A 22,044-nucleotide genomic window follows, 5' to 3' on the forward strand; every position below is an offset into this window, starting at 1 on the left:
GGCGACGCTATCACAGCTGCCTTCACGATGGGTTGCGGCTTCGCGCCGGGCGCAAGAAACCATTGTGCGTGCACGAATGCGCGTCTATGTCGCACGCGGTCGCCGGCGGGAAACGAGTCGGAGGCGACGGGTTCGCGTCCTCGCCGCCGCTGCTAGCCTGTGCGCGGCGGCGGAAACGACCCGTCAGGCATGCGTCCGCGGCGGCGGTCAAACGTTTTTGATGCACTGCACAACCGGGACGGAAGGCGCTATGTCTGTCCCATGAAGACTGCGAGTCGCCCCGTGAAGAAGACGCAGAAGAGCTTCGCCGACCTGCCGCCGATCCGGGTGCGCCGCGAGCCGCCGACGATCACCGAGGCGGTCGCGGCCGCCCAGGACCTTGCCGACGATGTCGAGCAGCAGGCCGAGATCGCCGCCGGCCTGATGGGCTTGGCCGTCGATGAGGTCCGCCCCCATGTCCTGGCGGCCAAGACGGCGAAGCCCGAGCGCGTGCCCGAGCGGATCCTGACCCAGGCCAGCCCGAGCCGCGCGCCGCGCACCGTTGTCGTGGAGCGGCGCACCCGCCCGACCGTGGTGATCGAGCGCCGCTCCCGGCCCCTCGCGCCCTCGCGCTGACCGGCCCTACCAGGCCAGCGTCTCGCCCCGGTAATCGAGATACTGGGCGCCCGGCCGGCCGAGCTGGGCCTCGATCACGTCGGCGAGGCCCGTGACGCTGGTGGCGACGTCGATATCGGCCTCTTGTCCGCCCATGTCGGTGCGCACCCAGCCCGGGTGCAGGATCAGCACCGAGATATTTTCGGCCCGGTGGCGGATCTCGAAGCTGCGCGCCAAGGTGTTGAGCGCCGCCTTGCTGGCCCGATAAGTCTCCCAGCCGCCCGACTCGTTGAGGCTGACGCTACCGAGGATCGAGCTCATCAGCGCGATGCTGCCGCCGGGGGCAAGGCGATCCAGAAACGCTTCCGCGAAGCGAATCGGGCTGACCGCGTTGGTGAGGAAGACCTGCGCGGCCACCTCCCGCGGCACCGCATGCACGGGATCGTGCGCCTGCGTGGCGACGCCGGCCACCACGAAGATCAGATCGAACCGCTCGGAGGCCAGACGGTCGTGCAGGGCGACGACGCTCGCCTCGTCGTCGATGTCGGCGGTCTCGATGCGCAAGGATTGTGCGTCGAGCCGGGCGAGATCGGGGGACGGGCTGCGCTGGGTCGCGGTGACGCGCCAGCCCCGCGCCAGAAACGTCTCGACGAGGCCGAGCCCCAGGCCCCGCGAGGCCCCGACGATCAGCGCGTTCTTCTGGGATTGGGTCATGGTCGGTCTCCGGGATCGGCCTGATAAGGCTTCATTGGGTCCCGTGGTTTCATGACCGGGTGAGGGTCCGCGTTGGGTGGTTTTCTGCCCGTCCGCGTCTGGACAGCGGATCCACTGGAGCGGACGTCGCCGTCGCGTCCACGCTCGACCCTTCTGCGGTCCCAGAAGGGTCTGCTTCTCGGCAGCCCCTTTGAGCCTAGAGCTGGCCCACCGCCTCGATGACGTCGCGGAACGGCAGTGGCTTCTGCAGCCGCACCACATCCGCCAGGTTGGGCGGGATCACGTCCGGATCGTAGCCCGTGAGGAACACGAAGGGCACGCCGCGCGCCTTCAGCAGGTTTGCGATCTCGAAACGGGGCCCCTCTCCGCCCAGGTTCAGGTCCAGCACTGCATGGGTCGGCGCCTCATCTTCGAGCAGCTCTCGCGTCGCCTTCTCGTTCGGACAAGGACCGAGCACCGCGGCGCCCGCACCCCGCAGGGCCGCCGCGGTGTCGGAGGCCATGTAGTAATCGTCCTCGACGACGAGGACCCTGCGGCCCGTCAGGTCAGGGGCTCCGGCCATGTCGAGCGTTCCTCCGAAGACGGCCGTCGGCTGCGGCGCGTCGGTCTCTAATATGCTCTCACCGCCCTGCGAGGGAAACTCCAGGTGGCACCGCGCACCCTCCGCGCAGATCGTGATCTTCCCCTGGCCGCCCAGTTCGTAGGGGATACGGCCCTCGATCAACTCGCTGCCGAAGCCGCGACGCGTCGAAGGCTCGCGTAGCGGCGCGCCTTCCTCAATCCAGTCGAGCGCCAACCACGGTTTTCCGCGCTTCTCGCTGGACGTCCAACTCACCGTCAGGCGGCCCTCGGGGACGGACAGGGCACCGTACTTGAGGGCGTTGGTCGAAAGCTCGTGGAAGGCCAGCGTCAGCACCTCGACGGCCTTGGGCGCGAGTGTGACGTCCGGTCCGATCAGCGCATATTGCCCGCCCTGATGAGCTTGAGCCGCAACCTCGCTTTCGATGATGTCCTTGAGCGAGCCGCCGGCATTGGCCTCCCGCGTGAGCAGGGCTTGCACACGGGCGAGCGCGAGCAACCGCCCTTCCAGAAGCGCACGGTAATCCGCGACGTCCGAGGCACCGGGTGCGGTGCGGTTGGCCATGGAGCGGATCATGCCCATGATGTTGCGCACCCGGTGCTGCAGTTCGGCGAGCAGCACCGCCGAGTGCCCGATGGCGAGCTTGGCCTCGGTCACGTCATGGGCGATGCCGCCGATGCGCTGGATCCGGCCCTCCGCGTCGTGAAGCGGGAAGTCGGTGTTGCTGATCCAGCGAAAGCGACCATCCGACGGCCGCTGGATGCGGAACTCATGCACGACCGTTTCACCGCGCTGAGCCCGTTCGAGCTGCCGGAAGGCACTGTCGCGGTCGTCAGGCACGATGAGGGCAGCCCACTGCCTGACATCCCCGAGGATGGTTTTTGGTGGCACGCCGTAGATCGTCTCGATGGCAGGACTGGCGTACTCCATCGCCAAGGTCGCCGCATCCCGGATCCAGAGTGCGTCGGCCGAGGACGCGGCGAACTGCGCGAACCGCTCCTCGCTCTCCTGCAGCGCGGCTTCGGCGCGGGCGCGCTCGACAGCGGCCCAGGTCCGCTCGGCAACCTCGGCAGTCAAGGTCAGATCCTGCTCGGACCAATGCCGAGGGGTCGACTGGTTGACGCCCAGGATCGCCACCAGTCGCCCGTCCTTGATCAAGGGAACCCCGAACCCGGCTCGCGTCGACACCGAGGCATAGGATTTTCGTGCGGCCTCGCTGTAGCGCGGATCGGTGTCGACATCGCTGGTACTGGCCGTCCGTCCGGCGCGCCACTCGCCGAGCCCGTGCAACGAGAAGGTCGCGAGCGAGTACCGACCGACCCGACTCGGAACACCATTCGTGTAGTCGGCTAGGATGTCTGCCGTATCGCCGTCATCCTCGACGGTCACGTAGAAGACGCGGCTCGCTCCGAGGTGTTCGCCGAGCATCCGTGTGGCGGTGTGCTGGATCGCGACCGGGTTTCTGATCGGCCGCATCGCGTCGCTCAGCGCCAGAAGAAACGCCTGCCGCTCCTCGCTCTCGCGCAGCGTCCGCTCCGCCAACTTGCGCTCAGTGATGTCGCCGAAGACCCCCAGTACCCGGTCATCGTCTTCGCCGCCCAAGCGGGTGATGTAGTTGTCGAACCAGCGACCCAGCTCCGCCAACTCGGTTTCGAAACGCTGTGGTTCGCCGGTGCGATAGGCGAGGTCCATCCGCCTGAACCACTCTCCCTCCAAGTTCGGAAAGACTTCGCTCGCATGGCGCCCGGTGATGTCGGGGATGCCGGTGACCCGGCTGAAGTTGCCGTTCAGGGCCAGATGAAGCCAATCGACGACACGGCCTTCCCCGTCGAGAATGACCTGCATCTCGGAGTAGCCCTCGTCGATGGACTCGAACAGGGCGCGCAGCCGCCCCTCGCTCCTCCGCAGCGCCAGCTCGGCTCGCTTGCGCGCATCGATGTCGATGTTCAGGCCGGCCCATTTCTCGATATTGCCCTGCGCATCGCGCAAAGGCACCGCGCGAACGTTGGTCCAACGCCACCCGCCATCCGGCGCGCGAAGGCGGAACTCGGCATCCACGATGCGGCGAGCCGCGATGGCCTCCCACCACTGACGCTCGGCGAAAGCGCGGTCGTCGGGATGGATCGCGTCGAGCCAGCCTTTGCCGAGCCACGCGTCGACGGTTTGGCCCGTGTATGCCCGCCAGCTCGGGCTATCGGCGACGACGACGCCATCGGCATCCGTCTCCCACTCCGCCTGCGCCCATTCCCCGATCAGGAGGCGGTGCCGCGTCTCGCTCTCGATGAGGCGACGTTTCAGGTCAGCGATTTCGGCGGTCTGGTCCATGCCGCATGAACGCACGGCCGCTTTGGGTAGTCACCTTAAAGGCCACTATCCACCCCGCGCTGCAGTTGCCGGGCAGCTGGGTTGGATCGCCAGGAGTCCTGATACCCCCAGGCGAACCGGGCTCTACCCCGAAAAAAATCAATCCGCCGTCTGGACCGACCACGTGGCGTGGCGGATGCCGGGAGCCCGCGCCAGCTCGTTGGTCACGGCGTCGAGTTCCTCGGCCTTCACGGCGCTCGCCGTCAGCGTCGCCACCACGTCGATCGCGGTTTCGCCGCGCTCCTCCACCTCGACGCTGCTGACCGGGTAGTTGGCCGCCTCCAGAAGCTCCACCAGCAGGTCCTGCGCCGGGCCGGCCTCACCGGGCGCGGTGGTGACCTGGACCTCGTAGGTCGCCTCGGTGGAGGATTCGCGGATCGGCGCGCGGTTGATGGCGTTCACCAGCGGCCGGAGCGCCGTGTTGCAGGCCAGGACCGTCACCATCACGAACACCGCCTCGAGCGGCAGGTCGGCGCCGCAGAACGCCCCGACAGCGGCCGAGCACCACAGGGTCGCGGCCGTGTTGAGGCCGCGGACGTTCATCCCCTCCTTCATGATCACGCCGGCTCCGAGGAAGCCGATGCCGGAGATCACGTACGCCACCGTGCGGACCCCGCCGTCCGGCCCGGTCAGCCGCATGCCGAGATCGACGAAGGCCGAAGCACCCACCGCCACCAGCACCGCCGTGCGCAGGCCCGCGGTGCGCTGCCGGTACTGCCGCTCGGCCCCGATGATCGTGCCGAGCACGAAGGCCACGAGCAGGCCGATCGCGGATTTCGCTTCTTCAGGGAGAGCGGCGTAGCTGGTCATCGGCGGTTCTTGAGAGCAGGGCGGTGACGAAACCGTGACACCATGGCCCGGCCCCGGCCCGAAAGCAGGTCTGAACCGGGATTGACGGCCGCACCGGGCAGCGGGCACACCGGCACAAGCCTGAGGATCCTTTAAGAATTCGGGACCCGGCCGAGGAGACGTGCAGGATGCAGGACAAAGCCCATGCGGCCCCGGCCCGCGCAGGACTTGTCCGCGCATGAGCGGCGCCCTCGCCGAACGCCGACCCGAGACCATCCCGGATGCGGCCCTGCACGGCCGCGTCATGGCGCTCCGCGAGGGGCTGGAACGCGGCCTGATCGGCAGCGCCGGCCTGGTCGAGCGCCTGCTGATCGGGCTCCTCACCGGCGGGCACCTGCTGATCGAGGGCGCGCCGGGTCTGGCCAAGACCCGCGCGGTCAAGCGCCTCGCCGACGGGCTCGACGGCTCCTTCGCGCGCATCCAGTGCACGCCGGACCTGATGCCGGCGGATCTGACCGGCACCACCGTGTGGCGCCAGGATAGCGGCACCTTCGAGTTCCTGCCCGGCCCCCTGTTCCACGCCCTCGTGCTGGTGGACGAGGTCAACCGCGCGCCGCCGAAGGTGCAGTCGGCGCTGCTCGAATCCATGGGCGAGGGGCAGGTGACGGTCTCGGGGGCGACGCACCGGCTCTCCGACCCCTTCATGGTCGTGGCGACCCAGAACCCGATCGAGCATGCCGGCACCTTCCCGCTGCCCGAGGCGCAGCTCGACCGCTTCCTCCTGCACGTCGTGGTCGAGATGCCCGATGCTGAGACCGAGCGGGCGATCCTCGACCTCGTGGAGGGCGAGATCACGCATCATATCGAGGCGATGCCGGTGCGCCTGTCGCTCGCCGACGTGCGCGCGGCCCGGGAGGCGGCGCTCGCCACCTACGTGTCGCCGGCGTTGAAGGATTATCTCGTCCGGCTGGTGGCGGCGACCCGCACCGATGCGGCGGCGCCGGACCTGCGCGCCATGATCGAGCACCCGGCCTCCCCGCGCGGCACCCTGGCGCTGATGATGGCCGGCAAGGCCCGGGCCTGGCTGCGGGGCCGGGACCACGTGATCCCTGAGGACGTCACCGAACTCGCCCGCGACGCCCTCTCCCACCGGATCGGCCTGACCTGGCGGGCCGCCGCCGAGGGCAAGACCGCCCGGGGGCTCGTCGGCGAGCTGGTGCAGCGGGTGCGGGCGCTCTGACGGTGTTCGGGCTGAAGATCCCGCGCCGCGCCCCCCCTCCCCCCTCCGCGGGGGAGGGTACCCTGCGGAGCAGGGGGGGAGAGGGGAGCGACGGGGCGGGTTTGAGCGTCGGCCTTCATGACGGTCGCGCCCCTTCCGAAAGCCGGGTTCCCCTCTCCCGACCCTCGCTGACGCGAGGCCCACCCTCCCCCGCAGAGGGGGGAGGGAGAGGCAGCGCCGACGGCGGCATCCACCTCTCCGGCGAGGCCCTGATGGGCCTGCGCCACCTCGCCCGCCGGGGCTCCGCGCCCGCGACGCGAACGCTGGCGGGCCTGCCCGGCGGCATCGTCACCCGCCGTCGCGGCCGCGGTTCCGAGCCGGAGGATGTCCGCCTCTGGTCGGAGGGGGACGACCGCCGCTTCATCGACCGCAACGCCACCGCCCGGACCGGGCAGCTCCACGTGCGCACCCATCACGACGAGCGCGACCGCGCCGTGGTGCTGCTCGCCGATTTCCGGCCCTCCATGCTGTTCGGCACCCGCCGGACCCTGCGTTCGGTGGCCGCCGCCGAGGCCCTGGCGCTGCTCGGCTGGCGGGTCGCGGCCGATGGCGGCCGGGTCGGCCTCGCGGTGGCGTCGGCCGGTGCCCCCACGGTGCTGCGGCCGGCGGGCGGCGAGCGCGCCATGATCGCGGTGACCGGTGCCCTCGCGCAGGCCCATGCGGAGGCCCTGGGGACGGTCTCGAGCGCCCGCGCCGCGCCGGAGCCGCCCCTCGAGGCGACGCTCGGCCTCGCCCGCAGCCTGCTCCCCGCCGGGGGCCACGTCGTCATCGCGAGCGCCCTGGATGATCCGGGCCCCGGCTTCGATGACCTCCTGACCCTGCTGGCCGAGCGGATCGCCATCCGGCTGATCCTGGTGAGCGACGCCTTCGAGCGCGCCCGGCCGCCGGGCTACTACCCCTTCGCGCTGGCGGACGGGCACCGCGGAACCGCGCTGCCGGCCACGACGGCCACCGGACAGGCCGAGGCCCGGCTCGCCGATTACGCGCACCGGGGCATCGCGGGCGTGCGCCTCGATGTCGAGACCGGGCCGGAAGCCTACGCGCCGCTGATGGAGCGCCTCGATGCGGTGCTGTGAGGCCGGGTCGCCGCCAGGGACACGGCGATGAACCCCGCCACGATACCCACCGAGACACCCCTCGGCCTCGATCAGCTCCGCGGCCTCCATCTGCCGGGCGGCGCCGCGGGGGCCATGCAGGGTGAAATCGTCGCGGCGGCCCTTCTGGGCTTCTGCGCCGCCCTGCTGGTGGGGCTCATCCGCTATTGGCGCGGCCGGACGCGGGCCACGGTGCGCCGGGCGGCGCTCGCCGAACTCGCCCGAAGCCGCGGCCTCGATCCGGAGGCGCGCCTCCTGGCCCAGGCCCGCCTGCTGCGCCGCCTCGGCCGGACGCTCGCGGGCGACGCCGAAACCCAGGTGACCGGTGCGGATTGGGCGGCCCGCCTCGACGAACTGTTCAAGACCGATTTCTTCACGCGGGGCGCCGGGCGGGTGCTGGCCGACGGCCTGTACCGCCGGCAGGCGCCGGACCTCGACGCCCTGGACGCCGAACTCGGCCGCCTGATCGGGCACGTGCGGGCATGAGCGCCTTCCTGCCCGCTTGGCTCAGCGCTCTCCTGTCGGCCTTCGACCTCGCCGCGCCCTGGGCGCTCCTGGCCCTGCCGCTGCCGCTGCTGGCCGCCCGCCTGATCCCGGCCGAGCCCGAGGGCGGCAGCGGGGCGCTGCGCGTCCCTGGCACGCTGGTGGGTGCGGGACGCTCCGGCGCCGATCTCGCCGCCCGCGGCCGGCGCCGGGCCGCCCTGACCTGGACGCTCTGGATCGCCCTCGTGGTGGCGCTCAGCGGCCCGCGCCTCGTCATGCCGGCAACCGCGCTGCCGGCCTCCGGCCGCGAGATCATGATCGCCATGGATCTCTCGGGCTCCATGGAGCGGCGCGACTTCGCCCTCGACGGCGAGACCGTGACCCGTCTCACCGCGGTCAAGCGCGTGGGCACCGACTTCATCCGGCGCCGCGCCGGGGACCGGATCGGCCTCGTGATCTTCGCCGATCAGGCCTACGTGGCCGCCGCCCCGAGCTTCGACACCGCGGCGGTCGCCCGCGCGCTGGACGAGGCGACGATCGGCATCAGCGGCCGCTCCACCGGCATCGGCGACGGGCTCGGCCTGGCCCTGCGGCGGCTGGACCCGCGGGACGCCGGGGGCGACGCCGCGTCCAACCCCGCGGGCGGCAAGGCCGCGAAGGCCGTGATCCTGCTCTCGGACGGCGCCAACAATGCCGGCCAGACCGCCCCCAAGGATGTCGCCGACCTCGCCAAGGAGCTGGGCATCAAGGTCTACACGATCGCGCTCGGCCCCCGCGACATGGCCGACGCCGACGGCGAGCAGGACGTGGTCGACACCGAGACCCTGCGCGACATGGCGCAGGCCAGCGGCGGCGAGGCGTTCCGGGTGCGCACCACCGACGATCTCATCAAGGTCGCCGACGCGATCGACCGGCTGGAGGGCGGCCGCGCCCTCGCCCCACCCCTGCCGCTGCGCCGGGACCTCTGGCCCTGGCCGGCCGCCCTGGCGCTGCTGAGTGCCGCCGCGTTGCTCGCCAGCCGGAGGGGGGCGTGATGGGTGCGGCGTTTGAAGTCCCGGCTCCGGCGCGTCCCTGGATCGATAAGGGCGACGACCGGCGCCGCGCGCCCCTCCCTCCCCCCTGTGCGGGGGAGGGTGGCCCCTGCGTCAGCAGGGGTCGGGAGAGGGGAGCGACGTTTCGGGAAGAACCGCTTCCTGCACGACGGACACAGCCCAATTCTGCACCGTCGCTCCCCTCTCCCGACCCCCTTCGGGGGCCACCCTCCCCCGCAGAGGGGGGAGGGAGCGCGCGCGCCTTCTCCGGGTCAGCCCAATGAGCGCCCTCGACGCCGTCGCGCTCCTGCGCCCCTGGTGGTTCCTGGCGATCCCCGTCGTCGTCCTGCTGGCGCTCCGCGCCGCATCCCGCTCGGCGCCGCTCGGCGACTGGGTCCGGGCGGTGGATCCGGCGCTGATGGCCCACCTCGCCCGCACCGGCGCGGTGCTGGGCGGACGCCGGCAGGCGAACCTCGCCGCCGCGCTGGCCGCCGGGCTGATCGCCCTGGCGCTGACCGGGCCCGCCGTGGAGCGGGCGGATGGGCGCACCTTCCGCAATCTCGACGAGACCGTGATCGTCGTCGACCTCTCGCGTTCGGTCGCGGAGGGCGGCAACCTCCAGGGGGTCCGGCAGGCCGCCGCCGCGGTCGCCGAGGCCGCCGGAACCCGGGCGGTCGCCCTGGTGGTCTACGCGGGCGACGCCTACCTCGCCGCCTCGCCCACCACCGATCGCGACAGCCTCGGCACCACCCTGTTCGCGCTCGACGCCGACACGGTGCCGGATCGCGGCTCCCACCCCGAGCGCGGGCTGGCGCTCGCCCGCCGCACCCTCGCGGAGGCCAACGTGGTGTCGGCCGACGTGGTGCTGATCAGCGATGGCGACGGCATCGGCGAGGCCGCCACGCGGGAAGCCCATGCCATCGCCGCACAAGGCTGGCGGCTCCAGGCCCTGTTCGTCCCCGCCGACAAGCCGCTGCCAGCGAACGCCCCGAAGCCCGACCGGGCCGCCCTCGACGCCCTCGCCCGGGCCGGCGGCGGCACGGTGGCCGATATCGCGACGCCCGGCCCGGTGCTCGATGCGGTCGGCGCCGGCTTGGCCCAGCACCTCGCGGCGGGCGGCTACGGCGTGCTGGCCTACGCGGATCTCGGGCGCTGGCTGCTGCTGCTCGCCGCCGTGCCGGCCCTGGTCCTGTTTCGCAGGAGCGCGTGATGCGGCTCACCCTCCCCGATACGGGCTTCGCCGCCCCGCTCCGGGCTGGCCTGCCGCCGCGCTGGCGGCGGCTCGCCCGGCTCGCCGGTCTGGCACTCGCCGGCCTCGGTCTCCTTGCGCTGCTCGCCGTCTCGCAGCCCCGCACCGGGTTCGGGCGCCTTCTGATGGGCATCGGCCTGCCGGGGCTCGCCGCCGATGTCTTCACCGACCCGGCCTGGCGCGCCGCCGCCCTCTACGAGGCCGGCCACTATGACGCGGCGATCGCGCTGTTCCGCGCCGGTGGCCGCCGGGCGAGCTACAACCTCGGCAACGCGCTCGCCAAGGCCGGTGACCTCGACGGGGCGCTCGCCGCCTACGACGAGGCCCTGCACTTCAACCCCCGGGACGCCGACGCCCAGGCCAACCGCTCGCTGATCGCCCGGATGCGCGCCGAGGTGATCGACCGCGGCCCCGGCGGCGGCATCGCCAACGGCACCGCCCAGTACGGCGCCCGCTACAACAACACCAGCAACCAGGACCAGAACAACGACATCAATGCCGCCTCCAGCGGCGAGGGTCTGGCCGGCAACAAGGAGTCGAACGCCAGCGCGTCGCTCCCCGGCAACAGCAAGGTCGCCCGCCGCGGCAAGGCCGAGCAGCAATCGATCGACACCGGCAAGGGCCAGGCCCGGGGCTCGGCCGGCGATGCGGCCGGCCGCGGCCGGACCGGGGGCGGCTCCGCCATGGTGGCCGAGGCCCCCGAACGCGAGGTCCGCCGGGTGACCAAGAGTTTTGAGGCCCACGAGATCCGCCCGGACCGGCTCTGGCTCCAGACCCTACCGGACGATCCGGGCCGCTATCTCAAGCTGCGCCTGCGTGCCGAGCAGACCCGCCGGGTCGAAGCCGGCACCGCGATTCCCGCTGGGAGCAACCCGTGGTGATGCTTTTTGGGGTTTCGGGTCGGCGTACCCTTGCCGAGATGCGCCAATCCCCTCCCCCTTGCGGGGAGGGGTCAGGGGTGGGGGTGGTGCAGAAGACACCGCCACGCGCGATCCTGCACCACCCCCACCTCCGGCTCCTCCCCACAAGGGGGAGGAGAGAGCCCAACGGCCGACGACATGCGAACATCGGAGCCCTTGCGCATTGGAGGGGGACGCGCGTCTGGCACCTCGTCCTGTTCCTCGCCCTCACCCCCCTCCCCGCCCATGCCGAGATCGAACCCGGCGACCTCACCCTCACGGTCACTGCGGAGCTGAACGGCAACAGCGCCCCCTTCCCCCGCGAGATGGTGCTGTTGAAGATCCACGGGGTCTACAAGCAGCCGATCCTGCTGGAGGAGGTGGTGCAGCCGTCGCTCGCCAACTTCTCCTGGACCCAGCTCGGCCGCGACCATTGGAGCAAGGCCAAGCTCCCCGACGGCCAGAGCGCCATCGCATTCGACCGCACCGTGGCGATCTTCCCGCACCATGCCGGGCAGTTCACCATCGAGCCATTCACCCACAAGCTCACCGTCAACGATGTCGGCGAGCGCCGAGTGGTCGAGGTGCGCTCGCAACCGATCCCGTTCCCGGTGGCACAATGGACTGCCCCCACCGGCGGCCCGGACGCCAAGGAGCCCTGGTGGCTGCCCGCCAAGGATGTGGCAATCACGGATTCCTGGAGCCCGGACCCCGAGACCATCAAGGTCGGCGAGACCGCCCGCCGGATCGTCACCCTGGAGGCCCAGGGCATGGTGGCCGAGGGCCTGCCGCCCCGTCCGGTGATGCGCACCCGCGGCATCATCACCTTCGCAGGGCCCGTCACCCGCGAGACCCTGCTGACGCCCTCGGGCCCCGTGGCGCGGGCCACCTATCAGTGGGATGTGAAGCCCGGCGTGCCGGAGATCATCCCCCTCGACGCGATCGCGATCCCCTGGTTCGACACCAACACCCGCACGATGCGCGAGACCGAGATCCCGGCGCGGCAGATCGGCGGCGGCCTGCCCGACCGCGAGACCGACCGGGCGCCCCCGCCGATCCCCGCCCCGCTCACGGTCGCCGCCGCGGCGCTCGCCGCCTTCGGGCTCGGGCTGGCGCTGATCGGCTTCGGCCTCGGCCGGCCGACCCTGCGGCTGTCCGCACCGACCCGGCGCCGCCTGTGGGCGGCGGCCCGCGCCCAGGACCCGGCCGGGTTCCGCGCCGCCCTCGACGTGGCTTTGCGCGAGGCGCCGGAACTCGCCCGGATCTGGCGGGCGCGGCCCGACCTCGCCGCCGCCTTCGCGGATCTCGACCGGTCGGTGTTCGGCGCCTCGGGTGCGGCCGGTCCGGACCTGCCGGCTCTGGCCCGCGCCCTATCGCGCGCCCAACCGGTGGCCGCGGCGCCCGGCCCGGACCGGCTGGCGCCCCTCGACGGACCGGCCCGCTGAGCGCAGCCGCTCCGTCGCAAAGGGTTCATCGATCCTCGCCTTGTGAAGGGCGGTCCGGGAACGGCGCGTACAATCATGATTTGAGTCGCCGGTTCCGATCGCTATGGAGACCCTTCCGACATGCCCACGATCCTGACCCGACCCGTCCTCGCCGCGGCGCTCAGTGCCGCCCTGGTCCTGCCGGCAGCGCTTCCGGTCGCGGCCTCCGCCCGGTCCGCCGGCGCCGAGCGCACGCTGAAGATGGTCGACACCGATAATGACGGCACCATCGACCTCGCCGAGGCTCAGGCGGCCGCCGGGAAGGTCTTCGACAGTGCCGAGAAGGACAAGGACGGCACCGTCGACGCCAAGGAGCTGAAGGGCCGGCTCAGCAAGAAGGACCTCAAGGCCGCCGACACCGATGCGGACGGAACCCTCGACCGCAAGGAATACCTCGCCCTGGTCGAGCAACGCTTCAAGGCGGCCGATCCCGATAACGACGGCAAGCTCGACGCCAAGGAACTCAAGACCCCGGCCGGACGGAGCCTGCTGCAGCTCCTCAAGTGAGGCCGACCTGATCGCGGGCCATTGCACAGTTCCTGGGCAAGTATTATTCCTGTGCAATGGCTCAAGATCTGGGCAGGCATCAATATTTTGCACGATCTTGCATCATCTGAGTCACCTCCATAGGTTCCTAGTATCCGGTCGGGCAAGAACCGGATGAACCAACAGGGAGGAGCGCGATGCCACGCGCGATCGACGTCAAGGACAGGTTCCGCGCGCGGCTGCAGGAGGCCGACGCCCGGAGCAACGATTTCCGTAAGAAACTTCTCGAAGAAGGCACCCGGGCGCTGCAGCCGGTGATGGGTGTCCTGAACCTCATGGCCGAGGTGCTCAACGAGGAGGACAATGTCCACGGCAGCATCACGGGCCTCGAGGCCAAGATCGATCAGGATAACTTCATCAGCCTGTGCGCGCAGCTGCGCGGGACCGAGGCTGAGCAGAAGATCAAGATCACGTACGGGCCGGAACTCGGCGGCAGCAACTTCATCTCGGTCTCGGGCCTGAACCAGCGCTACAACGAGCGGCTCATGCCCGGTGCGGGGCGCTGCGCCAGCGGCCGGACGGTCGGCAGCGACATCCAGCTCGACGAGCACCGGGGCGATGAGCTGGCCGAGGTGGTCCGCGAGGTGGTGGAGGATTTCTACGCCGCCCAGATCGAGCAGCGCAGCCATTTCGCCTTCGCCCGGTGACGAGCCCGCAAAACCGGATTCCCCTGTCGGCGATCCTGCGCTAAGCCTGTCGCCGATGGGGATGGAGCTCCCCGACAACCGCCCGGCCGCGCCAAGCCGGGCTGATGGCTCCTACCGCACGGGCGCGCGTTCCGCCGTCCGCGGTGGGGCCGTGCGCCGAAGCCGCGACGCGCGACGCCGCCCGACCGAACAGGAAGGGCAGGCATGATCAACACCCTCATCGTCATCCTCGGAGCCGGGCTCGGCGGCGGGGCACGCCACGGCGTCAACGTCGCGGTATCGCGGCTGATGCCAGGCCTCGGCTTTCCCCTGGCCACGCTGATCATCAACGTGCTGGGCTCGTTCCTGATGGGCGTGCTCGCCGAGGCCTTCGCCCTGCGGGGTGCCGCCGGTCACCCGGCGCGGCTGTTCCTAACCACCGGGATGCTCGGCGGCTTCACCACCTTCTCGACCTTCTCGCTCGACGCGATCAGCCTGTACGAGCGCGGCGAGACCGCCACGGCCGCCCTCTACGTGCTGGCCTCGGTCGCGGCCGGCCTTCTAGGCTTGGTGGCGGGCCTCGCTCTGGTCCGGGCGGTCCTGAGTGGCAGCTGAAAAAGTCCCGGTTTCAAAAGGTCTTCGACCTTTTGCGGGTGCAGGGCAGAACCCTGCTGCGGGGCTTCGCCCGGTGCCTCAGGGGCGCTGCCCCTGGACCCCGCCAAAGGGCTGAGCCCTTTGGGATCCCCGGACCTAGTCCGCGATGAATTTCAGGCGGTGGTCGCGGTAGAGATCGACGATCGCGGCCGCGGTCTCCTCGATCGAGCGGCGGGTGACATCGATTGTCGGCCAGCGGTTCTTGGTGAACAGCCGGCGCGACATCGTGATCTCGTCGGCCACCGCGGAGCGGTCGACGTAGAGCGACGACTCGTCGGCGTTGAGGCTGGACAGCCGGTTCTGCCGGATCTGCACGATCCGCTCCGGCGAGGCGAACAGGCCGACCACCAGGGGCTTGCGGGCGCGCTCGATCGCCGGCGGCAGCGGCATGCCGGGGACCAGCGGCAGGTTCGTGGTCTTGAGGCCGCGGTTGGCGAGGTAGATCGAGGTCGGCGTCTTCGAGGTCCGGCTGACCCCGAGCAGGATCACGTCGGCCTCCTCCAGATCCTCCGGCAGGTTGCCGTCGTCGTGGGCCAGCGTGAAGTTCATCGCGTCGATGCGCTTGAAATACTCGGCGTTCAGCATGTGCTGGGCGCCCGGCCGGGCCGTGGTCTCGGCGCCGAGATAGGCGCGCAGCAGGTCGTGGACCGGCCGCAGCACCGACAGGCAGGGCGAACCGGTCTCCCGGGCGACCTCCTCCAGCCGCTCGCCGAGGTCCCCGCCCACCAGCGTGTAGAGCACGAGGCCCGGCGCCGCCCGGATCTCCGAGATCACCCGGTCGAGCTGCGCGGCCGAGCGCACGAGGGGATAGACGTGCTCGATCGCCGAGACGCCCTCGTACTGGGCGGCGGCCGCCCGGCCGACATTGATCAGCGTCTCGCCGGTCGAGTCGGAGACGAGGTGGAGATGGAAATAGCTGCGGCCCATCCGGACGCCTTTCGCGAGGCCCAGGTTGTCCACCGCCGGCCGCCAGGGGAGTCGATGAGTGTGGATAGGATGCCCCGCCGGGCCGGTCCAGCGTCAGGCGATGTCCGGTTATCGACTCCGCCGTTCACAGGCCGTTGATTGGCCGCGTGAGAATCCGGGCCCGTGGGAGAATCCGGGACGCAATCGGGGTGCGCACAGGACTCGGCGTTGCCAAGCCGCTGATGGACCATCCGCTTCCCTCAAGATGGAGCAAATCCTTTAAAGCCTCGTTAACGGCGCGGCGGCGGGGACGGCCTGTGGACCCGTTTGTGACCCCGAATCTCAGGCCCCCAATAGAAAAAACAGAGTCCTAGAATCTCTCTTTTCTTTTCGAAGGGGCCTGTGTGGGGATCGGCGTGCCTCGACTCGACAGGAGGCGCGCCGACGGGCATGCGGGGTGGGGCAAACGGGGTGGAGCGCAGATGACGGGGACGCCGAAGGGGGAGCGCAAGGTCCTGCGTGTCCTCGAGGGAGAGGCCATCGGGCCACCCCCCGCCTGGATGATGCGCCAAGCCGGCCGCTATCTGCCGGAATACCGGGCGACCCGGGCGGAAGCCGGCTCGTTCCTCGACCTCTGCTACAGCCCGGACTTCGCCGTCGAGGTCACCCTCCAGCCGATCCGGCGCTTCGGCTTCGACGCCGCGATCCTGTTCTCGGACATCCTCGTCATCCCCCACGCGCTCGGCCAGGACGTGCGCTTCGTGGAGGGCGAGGGGCCGCGGCTCGACCCGCTCGACGGACGGGACAACTTTTCGCGATTGCGCGAGGCCGGTGACCCGGCGGTGATGGATCATCTCGCGCCGGTCTTCGAGACGGTGAAGCGGCTGCGCTCCGAACTGCCCGGCGAGACCACTTTGCTCGGCTTCTGCGGCGCCCCCTGGACGGTGGCGAGCTACATGATCGGCGGCCGCGGCACCCCGGACCTCGCCCCCGCGCGGGCGCTCGCCGAGGGCGATACCGCGCTGGTCGATACCCTGATCGACCGGCTCGTCACGGTGCAGACCGACTACCTCGTGCGCCAGCTCGAGGCCGGCGCCGATGCCGTGCAGATCTTCGAATCCCATGCCGGCACCCTGCCGCAGGCCGTGCCGGCCGCCGGCGGGGTGGTCGAGCCGGTGGGCGACGTCGCCGAGAGCGCCCTGCCGGACGCGCCCGCCGCCGACGCCCTCACCCGCTGGTCGCTCCAACCCATCGCCCGGATGATCGCGGGCGTCCGCGCCCGGGTGCCGGGGGCGAAGATCATCGTGTTCGCCCGCGGCTCGGGGCTCGACGGCCATGCCCGGGTGGTGCCCGAGACCGGCGCCGACGCCGTCGGGGTCGATTGGGGCGTGGACCTGAAGGCCCTGCGCGGCCGGGTCCCAGCCTCGACGGTGACGCAGGGCAACCTACATCCCGACACGCTGATCGAGGGCGGCCCGGCCCTCGACGCGGCGGTCGATGCCGTGCTGGCGGCGACGGCCGGCCTGCCGCACATCTTTAATCTCGGCCACGGCATCACGCCGCAGACGCCGGTCGCCCATGTCGAGCGGATGCTCGCCCGGCTGCGCGGGCAGAGCTGAGGCCAAGCGCGTGCTGTACGACTGGATCAAGGCCCTCCACGTCATCAGCCTGATCGCCTGGATGGCGGGGATGCTCTACCTGCCGCGGCTGTTCGTCTACCATGCCGGCCTGCCGGCGGGCTCGGAGGTGCAGTCGGCGACCTTCAAGGTGATGGAGCGCCGGCTCCTCAAGGCGATCATGACTCCGGCCATGATCGCCACCTGGGTGTTCGGGCTGAGCCTTGCCTGGATGAGCGGCTACTACGCGGCCCCGTGGCTGCAGGCGAAGTTCGTGCTGGTGCTGGCGATGTCGGGCATCCACGGCTGGCTCGCCCGGATGATCAAGGATTTTGCCGCCGACCGGAACACCCGCGCGCCTCGGTTCTACCGGATCCTCAACGAGGTGCCGACGCTCCTGATGATCGGCATCGTCATCCTGGCGATCGTCAAGCCGGGCCTTTGATCCGGGGATCCTGTGATCCCGGGCCGGATTCACCACGCCGGCGTGGCCTTGGGAGCTTTTCGCGGGGCGGCTCGTTCTGAGGCCATGTCGAAGCGCCTTTCCACCGCCCTGGCCCTGACCCTCCTGGGCTTCAGCCCGTCCGCCCACGCGGCGAGCTTCCCCTGCGACAAGGCCGAGGCGCCCGACGAGAAGGCGATCTGCGCGCATCTCCCCCTCAACGACCGGGACGTCGAGATGGCGACCCGGTTCGAGATCCTGAAGGCTGTGCTGCCGATGGGCGGCCAGACGAAGCTGCGCGAGGATCAGGAGGCGTGGCTCAAGGAGCGCCGGACCTGCGGCGCCGACGTGGCCTGCCTGACGGCCACCTACGACGCGCGACTGAAGGTACTGCGCGCGGTGCTGTCGGAATTCGCCAAGCAGGGGCCGCAGTAAACGACGGCTCCCCGCCGGACTGGCGATCTTCGCGATCCAGAAGGTCCGAACCCTCTCACAACCGCGCCAGCAGCCGCTCCGCCAGGGGGTTCTCGGCCGCGAAGGCGTAATCCACCCGCCGCACCGTCACGGCCCGCGCCCCGGCCTCGACCAGCGCGCCGGCCAGCTCGAACACCGAGCCCTCCGGGCAGCGCAGCACGATCTCGCCCTCGGGTCCCCGCGGGGCGCCGTAGGGCAGTTCCGCCTCGTGCAGGCCCGCCAGAGTGGCGAGGTCGATCGTGCCGCTCTCCGGCAGGGCGGCGCGCACCTCCCGGGTCGTCCGGGCGCGCTCCTCGGCGGCGATTCGGCCGAGCACGGTGCGCAGGGCCGCCCGCTGGCCCTCACCCCAGGGCGCCTTCAGGGAGGCGACGAGATTCGCCTCCGAGCGCAGGATGATGCCGTCCTCCAGGATCTTCAGGGCGTTGGCCGAGAGTGTCGCCCCCGTGGTGGTGATGTCGACCACGATCTCGGCCGAGCCTGCGGCTGGCGCCCCCTCGGTGGCGCCCAGGCTCTCGACGATCCGGTAATCGGCCACGCCCTTCTCGGCGAAGAACCGGCGGGTCAGGTTCACGTATTTGGTGGCGACCCGCAGGCGCCGCCCGTGGCGGGCGCGCATCCCCGCCGCGACCTCGTCGAGGTCCGACATGTCACGCACGTCGATCCAGGCCTGGGGCACCGCCACCACCACGGTGGCGTTGCCGAAGCCGAGCGGCGTCAACAACTCCACCTGATCGCGCACGTCCGGCAGGGTCTCGCGGATCAGGTCTTCGCCGGTCACCCCAAGATGGGCGGCCCCCGAGGCGAGCTGCGCGGCGATCTCGGAGGCCGAGAGGTAGCGCACCTCGACATCCGGCACGCCCAAAAGCTTGCCGCGGTAGTCGCGGGCGCCCGCGCCCTGCGCGAGCTTCAGCCCGGCCCGGCCGAAGAACGCGTTGGCGTTCTCCTGAAGCCGGCCCTTGGACGGGACGGCCAGGATCAGGGGTTCGGAAGAGCTCATCGTCCGGCTCCCGCCACACGTTCGATCCAGAAGGTGCAGCCGACGGCCGGCAGGGGCACCGGGCTGCCGAGATGGCCGAGCAGGCCGTCGTAGCGCCCGCCGCCGACCAGGATCGGCCCGTCGGGTTCGGCCACCTCGAAGATGAAGCCGGTGTAGTAGTCGAGGTTGCGGGCAAAGCCCCCCTGGAACCGGAACCGCTCGATCGGCAGGCCGCGGGCGGCGATGAACCCGGTGCGCTCCTCGAACAGGTCGAGGGCGGCCGAGAGGGCGTCGTGGCGGATATTCGCCTCGGCGACCAGCGCCCGCAGGTCGCGCGCCGCCGCGTCCGGATGGCCGGCGATCGCGCGGTAGCGGTCGAGCACGGCGCGGTTCTCGGCGTTGAGCCCGGCCCCGCCATGGGCCTGGGCGGCCGCCTTGGCGAGGAAGCGCTCGGCGATCTCGCCGGCGCTGCGTCCACCCACCGCCGAGATCCCGGCGATCGCCAGAACGTCCTCCACGAAGGCGCGCACCCCGCGCGGATCCTGGCCCTGGATCGCCGCCAGCAGGCCGGCATGTGGATCCTCGGGCCGCGCGCCGGCGCCGTTGGTCACGGCATCGAGGGAGCGCCCGGCGGCCAGAGCCCGGAGCGTCCGGCGCTTGGCCGCGGGCGGGACCGCAAGCCCGTCGAGGAGCGCCACGGTCAGGCCCATGTCGCCGAGCCGGACCGCCGGATCATGCCGGCCGAACAGCGCAAGGCCTTCGAGGGCGAGGCCCAGCACCTCGGCATCCGCGGCCGGCGTGTCGGTCCGCCCGATCGACTCGATCCCGGCCTGGAAGAACTCGTCGGGCTCGTCGGCGGCGAGCCGGAAGACCGGGCCGCAATAGCTGTAATCGGCCGCCTGCCCGTCGGCTTGCGATCGGTGCAGGCGGCAGACGGGGATCGTGAATTCCGGCCGCAGGCACAGCTCGGCCCCACCCGCATCCTGGGTCACGAAGATCCGGCGGCGGATATCCTCGCCGGACAGTTCCAGGAACGGCTCCAGCGGCTGCAGCACCGGCGGCGTCACCGGCCGATAGCCCGCCGCATTCAGATGGGCGGAGAGCCGCGCGCGCGCCGCATCCCCCGCCCCCGTCTCGCCTGCCTCCGGTCGTGTCATCGTGTCCACCTCGCGGGCGCTCTGTAGCAACCGCGGCCGGGCTTGGCGACCGTGGCCGATAGCGGGGGGCGGCACGCCCCACATCTGGGCGACCACCGGTGGAGATCCCCGGTGCTGCGGCCCGGAAAGCCCGGCGCCCCGCGGCCGCGATGTCTTCGTGATGATCAATCGCAATATCCGGGCGATAGACACGGATTTACGTATCAAATTGGCCTCGAATATAAATTATCAAGCCAAAAAATGATGCATGTTCATCCGGGAATGTTATCGCATCATCCGTTTACCGCCCCGACATGATCTGAACCGAGACGGATTGCCCTGGCCTGAAAGCTTGATCCATGGTCAGGATCCTCGGGTCACACCATGAGGAGATGTCGAAATACCGTGCGGGCTCGAAAAATCCGATCTGCTCCCGGCCGGTTGCGAAGCCTCGGGATCGCCGTCCTGACCCTCCTCGCAGCCCAAGCGCCCGCCCGGGCCGAGCCCAAGCTCGAACGGGTCGTGTTGGTCTCCCGCCACGGCATACGGGCGCCGACTGCCTCGCTGGCCGCGCTGGAGACCAGGACGGGCCGGCCCTGGCCGGCCTTCCCGGCCGAGCCGGGCGAACTGACGGCGCACGGCGCCGAGGCCCTGTCGCGCATGGGGGCCTACCTGCGCAGCGTCTACGCCAAGGCGGAGCTGCTGCCCGAGACCGGCTGCCCGGCGGTGAACGCCGTGCAGGTCTGGGCGGACGGCGCCGCGAACCGCACCCGCCGGAGTGGCCAGATCCTGGCCGACGCGATCGTCCCGGGTTGCGGCCTCGTGGCGCGTCACGGGCCGGTGGGCGCTGTCGATCCGGTGTTCGACAGCGGGCGCGTCTGTCCCCTGGAACCGGTCGAGGCCCTGGCGGCGATCCAGCGTCGGACGGTGGGCGGGACCGCGGTGACCGACAAGCCCTCCGAGAAGGCCATCGCGGCACTGAAACGGGTTCTGGGTCCAGCGGCCTGCAAGGCGGTCCCGGCAGCTTGCCTGGACGGCCCGAGCACCCTCGTCGCCACACCCACCGGGCCGAAGATCGAGGGCCCGCTGGCGCTGGCCGCCACCGTGTCGGAGAACCTGCTCCTGGAATACGCGGAGGGCCTGCCGGCCGATCAGGTCGCCTGGGGGCAGGGCACGCCCGAGACCCTGGCGGCGCTGCTGCCCGCCCACCGGCGCTCGGCCGACCTCCTGCGCCGGACGCCCGAGATCGCCACGTTCCGCGCGGCGACGCTGCTGCAGATGCTGGCAGACCTGTTGATGGGCGAGGCGCCCCGGGGCCTCGGCGTCCCGCCGCTTGGGGCCAGCGCGCGCCTCGTCGTGCTGGCCGGCCACGACACCACCCTGTCGAACCTGTCGGGCGCCCTCGGCCTCGGCTGGTCGCTGCCCGGCCAGCCGGACCCGACGGCCCCCGGCGCGACTCTCGCCTTCGAGGTCTGGCACCATCCGGAGACCGGGAGGCGGACGATCCGGATCCGGATCTTCGCCCAGACCCTCGATCAGCTGCGCTCGGCCCGGGCGCTCGGCCCCAGCGATCCGCCGGTCTCCCTGCCGCTGGCGATCGGGATCTGCCCCGCGCGGGACGGCGGCTGCGACCTGGAGGCGTTCGCCACCAAGGTCCGCGCCGCCCTCCCGCCCGTCTGCGTGCGGTAGCGCCGCGTCCCGGTTTCGAAAGGTCGAGACCTTTCGCGGGTCCAGGGCAGAACCCTGATGCCGGACTTCGTCCAGTGTCGGGCTTCGCCCGATCACGGGGCTCCGCCCTCGAACCCCTGCCCAAGGGCTCGCCCTTGGGGAATCCGAATTGTCAGAGTGGACGGGCGCTGCCGAGGCGCGCCCCGCGGGGCCGACGGCCCGGTTTGCGCCGGGTCAGGGCGGAGAGCGCGGGACCCGCGGCGACGCCGGCGCTGAGGATGGGAGCGCTGCCGGTGCCGGGCGTGGCCAGAGCCACGGCGCTGGGCAGCAGGCCGGGGATCGGGCGGGCTGCCGCGGCCGGCGCCGCGCAGGCGACCAGCAAGGCGGCCGACAGGATCAGGGTCTCAGCACGCATCCCGGACACTCCCTGCCGACAGGGT

The 22,044-nt window shown here is 71.3% G+C and carries 22 protein-coding genes and 1 riboswitch; of the genes, 15 read left to right on the forward strand and 7 right to left on the reverse strand.

The annotated features are described in order from the left end of the window. Nucleotides 1–282: 282 nt before the first annotated feature. Nucleotides 283–615: a hypothetical protein gene (locus BLQ49_RS13240; protein WP_244507574.1), complete on the forward strand. Its 333-nt coding sequence runs from the start codon at nucleotides 283–285 to the stop codon at nucleotides 613–615. 6 nt (nucleotides 616–621) lie between these two features. Here BLQ49_RS13240 and BLQ49_RS13245 read toward each other — a convergent pair whose 3' ends face one another. The 3 genes from BLQ49_RS13245 to BLQ49_RS13255 all read right to left on the reverse strand — a co-directional run bounded on the left by BLQ49_RS13245 (nucleotide 622) and on the right by BLQ49_RS13255 (nucleotide 5,062). Further along, nucleotides 622–1,308: an SDR family oxidoreductase gene (locus tag BLQ49_RS13245; RefSeq protein ID WP_091716377.1), complete on the reverse strand. Its 687-nt coding sequence runs from the start codon at nucleotides 1,306–1,308 to the stop codon at nucleotides 622–624. 196 nt (nucleotides 1,309–1,504) lie between these two features. Then, the gene (locus BLQ49_RS13250; RefSeq protein ID WP_091716378.1) at nucleotides 1,505–4,213 is read right to left on the reverse strand and encodes a PAS domain S-box protein; all 2,709 of its coding nucleotides are present in this window, start codon (nucleotides 4,211–4,213) and stop codon (nucleotides 1,505–1,507) included. A gap of 138 nt (nucleotides 4,214–4,351) precedes the next feature. Then, the gene (locus tag BLQ49_RS13255; RefSeq protein WP_091716379.1) at nucleotides 4,352–5,062 is read right to left on the reverse strand and encodes an MgtC/SapB family protein; all 711 of its coding nucleotides are present in this window, start codon (nucleotides 5,060–5,062) and stop codon (nucleotides 4,352–4,354) included. 217 nt (nucleotides 5,063–5,279) lie between these two features. Here BLQ49_RS13255 and BLQ49_RS13260 point away from each other — a divergent pair, with 217 nt between their 5' ends. The 10 genes from BLQ49_RS13260 to crcB all read left to right on the forward strand — a co-directional run bounded on the left by BLQ49_RS13260 (nucleotide 5,280) and on the right by crcB (nucleotide 14,347). Beyond that, entirely contained in the window at nucleotides 5,280–6,281 is a 1,002-nt protein-coding gene (locus BLQ49_RS13260; RefSeq protein WP_091716380.1) for an AAA family ATPase, read from the forward strand. A gap of 251 nt (nucleotides 6,282–6,532) precedes the next feature. Next, nucleotides 6,533–7,396 (forward strand): DUF58 domain-containing protein, encoded by an 864-nt coding sequence (locus BLQ49_RS13265; protein ID WP_208859052.1) that lies wholly within the window; start codon nucleotides 6,533–6,535, stop codon nucleotides 7,394–7,396. 27 nt (nucleotides 7,397–7,423) lie between these two features. Continuing rightward, nucleotides 7,424–7,900: a DUF4381 domain-containing protein gene (locus BLQ49_RS13270; RefSeq protein ID WP_091716381.1), complete on the forward strand. Its 477-nt coding sequence runs from the start codon at nucleotides 7,424–7,426 to the stop codon at nucleotides 7,898–7,900. After that, a complete protein-coding gene (locus BLQ49_RS13275; protein WP_244507575.1) occupies nucleotides 7,897–8,931 on the forward strand; it encodes a VWA domain-containing protein in 1,035 nt (344 codons plus the stop codon). Before BLQ49_RS13270 ends, BLQ49_RS13275 begins: the two co-directional genes overlap by 4 nt. Nucleotides 8,932–9,208: 277 nt before the next feature. Then, complete coding sequence (locus tag BLQ49_RS13280) at nucleotides 9,209–10,138, forward strand: VWA domain-containing protein (RefSeq protein ID WP_091716382.1); 930 nt, start codon at nucleotides 9,209–9,211, stop codon at nucleotides 10,136–10,138. Next, complete coding sequence (locus BLQ49_RS13285) at nucleotides 10,138–11,058, forward strand: tetratricopeptide repeat protein (RefSeq protein ID WP_091716383.1); 921 nt, start codon at nucleotides 10,138–10,140, stop codon at nucleotides 11,056–11,058. Before BLQ49_RS13280 ends, BLQ49_RS13285 begins: the two co-directional genes overlap by 1 nt. 185 nt (nucleotides 11,059–11,243) lie before the next feature. Next, complete coding sequence (locus BLQ49_RS13290) at nucleotides 11,244–12,521, forward strand: hypothetical protein (protein WP_425283997.1); 1,278 nt, start codon at nucleotides 11,244–11,246, stop codon at nucleotides 12,519–12,521. A 120-nt stretch (nucleotides 12,522–12,641) separates the two neighbouring features. Next, nucleotides 12,642–13,067 (forward strand): lanmodulin LanM, encoded by a 426-nt coding sequence (lanM, locus tag BLQ49_RS13295; protein ID WP_091716384.1) that lies wholly within the window; start codon nucleotides 12,642–12,644, stop codon nucleotides 13,065–13,067. 176 nt (nucleotides 13,068–13,243) lie between these two features. Continuing rightward, a complete protein-coding gene (locus tag BLQ49_RS13300) occupies nucleotides 13,244–13,753 on the forward strand; it encodes a hypothetical protein (protein ID WP_091716385.1) in 510 nt (169 codons plus the stop codon). 48 nt (nucleotides 13,754–13,801) lie between these two features. Then, nucleotides 13,802–13,874: riboswitch (Fluoride riboswitch) on the forward strand. A gap of 83 nt (nucleotides 13,875–13,957) precedes the next feature. Next, entirely contained in the window at nucleotides 13,958–14,347 is a 390-nt protein-coding gene (gene crcB, locus BLQ49_RS13305; protein WP_091716386.1) for a fluoride efflux transporter CrcB, read from the forward strand. Between the two features lie 135 nt (nucleotides 14,348–14,482). On the opposite strand, the gene BLQ49_RS13310 is transcribed toward crcB, so the two are convergent. Then, on the reverse strand, nucleotides 14,483–15,313 hold the full coding sequence (locus BLQ49_RS13310; protein ID WP_091716387.1) for a pyruvate, water dikinase regulatory protein: 831 nt from the start codon (nucleotides 15,311–15,313) through the stop codon (nucleotides 14,483–14,485). A 461-nt stretch (nucleotides 15,314–15,774) separates the two neighbouring features. Here BLQ49_RS13310 and BLQ49_RS13315 point away from each other — a divergent pair, with 461 nt between their 5' ends. The 3 genes from BLQ49_RS13315 to BLQ49_RS13325 all read left to right on the forward strand — a co-directional run bounded on the left by BLQ49_RS13315 (nucleotide 15,775) and on the right by BLQ49_RS13325 (nucleotide 17,785). After that, nucleotides 15,775–16,911 carry a uroporphyrinogen decarboxylase gene (locus tag BLQ49_RS13315; protein WP_091716388.1) on the forward strand — a complete coding sequence of 379 codons (1,137 nt, stop codon included), beginning with the start codon at nucleotides 15,775–15,777 and terminating at the stop codon, nucleotides 16,909–16,911. 10 nt (nucleotides 16,912–16,921) lie between these two features. Beyond that, nucleotides 16,922–17,353 (forward strand): protoporphyrinogen oxidase HemJ, encoded by a 432-nt coding sequence (gene hemJ / locus BLQ49_RS13320; protein WP_091716389.1) that lies wholly within the window; start codon nucleotides 16,922–16,924, stop codon nucleotides 17,351–17,353. Between the two features lie 84 nt (nucleotides 17,354–17,437). Further along, nucleotides 17,438–17,785 carry a lysozyme inhibitor LprI family protein gene (locus BLQ49_RS13325; protein WP_091716390.1) on the forward strand — a complete coding sequence of 116 codons (348 nt, stop codon included), beginning with the start codon at nucleotides 17,438–17,440 and terminating at the stop codon, nucleotides 17,783–17,785. A 55-nt stretch (nucleotides 17,786–17,840) separates the two neighbouring features. On the opposite strand, the gene hisG is transcribed toward BLQ49_RS13325, so the two are convergent. Further along, complete coding sequence (gene hisG / locus BLQ49_RS13330; protein ID WP_091716391.1) at nucleotides 17,841–18,821, reverse strand: ATP phosphoribosyltransferase; 981 nt, start codon at nucleotides 18,819–18,821, stop codon at nucleotides 17,841–17,843. Then, nucleotides 18,818–19,957, reverse strand: a complete 1,140-nt coding sequence (locus BLQ49_RS13335) for an ATP phosphoribosyltransferase regulatory subunit (protein WP_091716490.1) — start codon at nucleotides 19,955–19,957, stop codon at nucleotides 18,818–18,820. Before BLQ49_RS13335 ends, hisG begins: the two co-directional genes overlap by 4 nt. A gap of 420 nt (nucleotides 19,958–20,377) precedes the next feature. Here BLQ49_RS13335 and BLQ49_RS13340 point away from each other — a divergent pair, with 420 nt between their 5' ends. After that, nucleotides 20,378–21,625, forward strand: a complete 1,248-nt coding sequence (locus BLQ49_RS13340) for a histidine-type phosphatase (protein ID WP_091716392.1) — start codon at nucleotides 20,378–20,380, stop codon at nucleotides 21,623–21,625. Between the two features lie 151 nt (nucleotides 21,626–21,776). On the opposite strand, the gene BLQ49_RS13345 is transcribed toward BLQ49_RS13340, so the two are convergent. Beyond that, on the reverse strand, nucleotides 21,777–22,019 hold the full coding sequence (locus tag BLQ49_RS13345; RefSeq protein ID WP_091716393.1) for a hypothetical protein: 243 nt from the start codon (nucleotides 22,017–22,019) through the stop codon (nucleotides 21,777–21,779). Nucleotides 22,020–22,044 lie beyond the last annotated feature (25 nt).

The organism is Methylobacterium phyllostachyos, assembly GCF_900103445.1.
Classification (GTDB): Bacteria; Pseudomonadota; Alphaproteobacteria; order Rhizobiales; family Beijerinckiaceae; genus Methylobacterium; species Methylobacterium phyllostachyos.